Raw genomic sequence first — 3286 nt, 5'->3', positions numbered from 1 at the left:
CTTGAGTAGGCTAAGTTCCCAACGCCTTTCCATATTGCTATGGGAGGTTTTCAGATACTCGCCCCCAAACCGGACGTACACGTTCCCGCGTATCCGGCTTTCCACTAACATTATCAGTCTAATTTGTTCCATAATGAATCATTTTATGACAGTTTTCGCAAAGAGCAAGGGTTTTACCGTCTTCTTGCAATCATCAATTTTTCCCAGTTCTCTTTCCCTGAAAGGTCTCCGAGTTTATTGATATGGTGCATTTGGATAGCTCCCGGTTGCTCCGCACAATTCACATTTTCCTGCTTTTAATCGGTCTATAAGACTTGTTCGGCAGGCATACATCATAAGGTTGGGCTGCTTGTCTATTTCCGATTGTTTAGTCGGGACTTTGCGGCTGAACCCATCATGGTATAGTGTTCGTTCCTTTTCTTTGCCGTTTTTGAGCTTGAATCTGACTGTAAACAGTCCATTCTTTTTGTATTTCCTCAAAATCACAGGTACTCGTGAGCGGTACTTGTGGGCAAAGGTTTTTATACATACTGTATTCGAGTATGTATTTGAACAATTGCAGCTCATAGCAGTTATTCGCAAGTGAATAGTAGTTTACAAAACCTCTTATCATGCTATTATAGCGGTCGAGGATTTCAAGGTCGTCATTGAAGACCAATACGGATTTTGATTTGGGTTTCCACTGCTCTCTGCCGTTGTGGATTTTAATCTCAATCATACGTTCTTCAAGTAACTTATTCTTGATAGTGTTTTTACCAATCATAAGTCTTACTCTCTTGTTGAAAGCCCTACGCATTACTCCGTTTATACTCCTGCGAGTGGTGTTGGATGATGTTACATCTATCTCATATCCGAGAAATTTGGCTGCCTTTGAAGTATGGGTTATGAGGGTTTTCTCCTCTGACAGTTCAAGAGCAAGTTTATCAGCAAGGAATGTTTTGACATCCTCTTTAATATGTCTTGCATCTTCTTTACTGCCGATTATCCCAATCAGAAAATCATCGGCGTATCTCACATATTTGAGACGTTTGTAACCTGCATCCATTTCGTCACTGCTTGGAATAAGCATGCTTTGGGCTTTGTTCTCTTTGTAACTCTTAATCAATTCGGCACGTTCAGCTTCATTGACCGTCTTTTTAAGCTTGTGAACAATCCAGCGTCTTTTGTACCCAAGAGAACAAGAGGCTTGATTTCGTTTTCTGTTCTTTCCCTTGTCGAAGTCTTGGATGTATTCTTTCATATACTTATCCAATTTGTCGAGGTATATGTTTGCCAACAATGGGCTTACTATTCCCCCTTGTGGAGTACCGCTATAAGTTCTATGAAATTTCCAATCTTCGATGTAACCTGCTTTCAACAGTTTGCGGATTAAGCGGATAAAACGGTCATCGGCAATACGCTCTTTCAGAATGTTAATCAATACATCATGGTTGATGTTATCGAAAAATCCTTTGATGTCGCCTTCAACAAACCATTTAGCTCCGCAAAATGTCTTTTGAATTTGAGCCAATGCAGTATGACAACTCCGATTAGGTCTGAATCCATGAGAGGTATATTCAAATTGCCCCTCATAAATTGCTTCCAAAATCATCCTCACCACTTCTTGCACTAACTTGTCATTCGCTGACGGTATTCCCCAATGGACGTTTCTTTCCATTCTTTTTAGGGATATATACCCTGCGTGCAGGTTGGGGCTGATAACTTTCATCTTTCAATGAATCTATCAGCTTTTCAATACGAGGCAGGCTCATTGCATCGGTAGTCGTACCGTCAACGCCCGCTGTCATACCGCCTTTATTAGCACTAATGCGTTGATAGGCGATATAAAACATCTCCTCGTTGAACAGAATACGGTAAAGTCTTTCAAACTGGTAGTTTGACGCTTTGCTATGTTCTGCCAGACTGCTTAATACTCTTTCTGGATTTCTCATAATGTCTCTCACATTTTCCGTTTATTGTATTAAAAATGTTAGCTGCCACCCTTTGCCATGTACAAGGCTTTCCCTTGCTCGGACTACTGCGGTGGCTCCGTTGCCATGTCGGATATTCAGAGGTCTGCACCTCATAGCCTTTTGTGAGGCATTCCGATTTAGGCAATCCCCGTTTACTCAATAAGTAACTTTGCATTGATAGATTGTCGGATATGACTTCCGTCCTTTTTCGCTTACTGCGATTGTGCCGTAACAAGTTCTTGCTTCTGCTACACAACTTCCATATCAGAAGTGCTACGGTGCAACGAGTTCAGTTACCTTACGTTGCAGTTTGGTCACTTACCACTTGGACTATCATTCAAACAATTCGGTTTTTATCCTCATATCTATCATTTTCATCACGCCACTCAGTCGCAGTTTGGTAACTAACTGACTTATGACTTATCCCGACATGCTACACTCCCTGTCCAGTTTCCCTTTCAGATAAGTCGGGTGATGATAGGTTTCTCAAAGAACACTTACCTAATAGCTTGCAATAGCTACATTTACTTATTCAGCCTATACGGGCGCACAGTTGTTGAGCATGTTCTGAGCCGTCGAAGACGTGTGGACGATGTTGTTGGACGAGTTGATGATACTCTGCGCAATGTTGGTAGGATCTATGACAGACCACTGTGCGCTTGCCTTTCCTACTATCAGCAGGAACAGGCAGATTGTCATGATTACTTTTGTTCTCATTTTTACTTTTGGATTAAGTGGATAATGAATTTACTTGTTCTCTTGTTTGTCCTCTGCAAGCTGTCGGATGGCAGCTTCCATGTCGTCACCGAGTTTCTCCGCCAATGCCCTTACCTCCAGTTTCTCACTTTCCTCAGTCGTATAGGCGAGATATTCCTGCGTGGACACCTCTGTGGCATATACTGCCGACTGCGTTCCGCCAAGTCCTATCCATACTTCCTTGTAGAGACGTGACGGGTCGTTGGACTGGTTGATGGAGAGAATCTGCGACTTCTCCTTTTCCGTCAATCCGAGCAATGACTGTATCTGCTCGAACTTGTTCATGAACTTCCTCTGGTCAAGGAGTATCTTGCAGTCTGAGTTGTTGATGATACTGTCCTTCACGATAGCGGAGGATATGATGTCCTCGACTTCCTGCGTCACCACAACCGCCTCACCGAAGAACTTTCTGACCGTCTTATAGAGATACTTGATATAGGAAGCCATGTTTGCCGAAGCTATCGCTTTCCATGCTTCTTCTATCACTATCATCTTACGGATGCCTTTCAGGCGGCGCATCTTGTTGATGAACAACTCCATGATGATGATGGTCGTGACCGGGAACAGGATTGGATGGT

Annotated in this window: 1 protein-coding gene and 2 pseudogenes; all 3 read right to left on the bottom strand. The window is 42.8% G+C overall.

Going from position 1 to position 3286, the window contains the following annotated elements; translation table 11 throughout:
- Positions 1-118: 118 nt before the first annotated feature.
- A pseudogene (ltrA, locus tag RCO84_RS00645) lies at positions 119-1931 on the bottom strand (group II intron reverse transcriptase/maturase).
- 573 nt (positions 1932-2504) lie between these two features.
- A pseudogene (locus RCO84_RS00640) lies at positions 2505-2669 on the bottom strand (DUF4141 domain-containing protein); the annotation flags it as partial.
- 30 nt (positions 2670-2699) lie between these two features.
- A partial coding sequence (locus RCO84_RS00635) for a TraG family conjugative transposon ATPase (protein WP_317583468.1) occupies positions 2700-3286 on the bottom strand: 587 nt, incomplete at its 5' end.

Origin of the sequence: Segatella copri (assembly GCF_949820605.1) — a bacterium.
In the GTDB taxonomy this organism is placed as follows: domain Bacteria; phylum Bacteroidota; class Bacteroidia; order Bacteroidales; family Bacteroidaceae; genus Prevotella.
The sequence above is the reverse complement of the archived record's forward strand: the minus strand, read 5'-3'. Positions and strand labels throughout refer to the sequence as shown.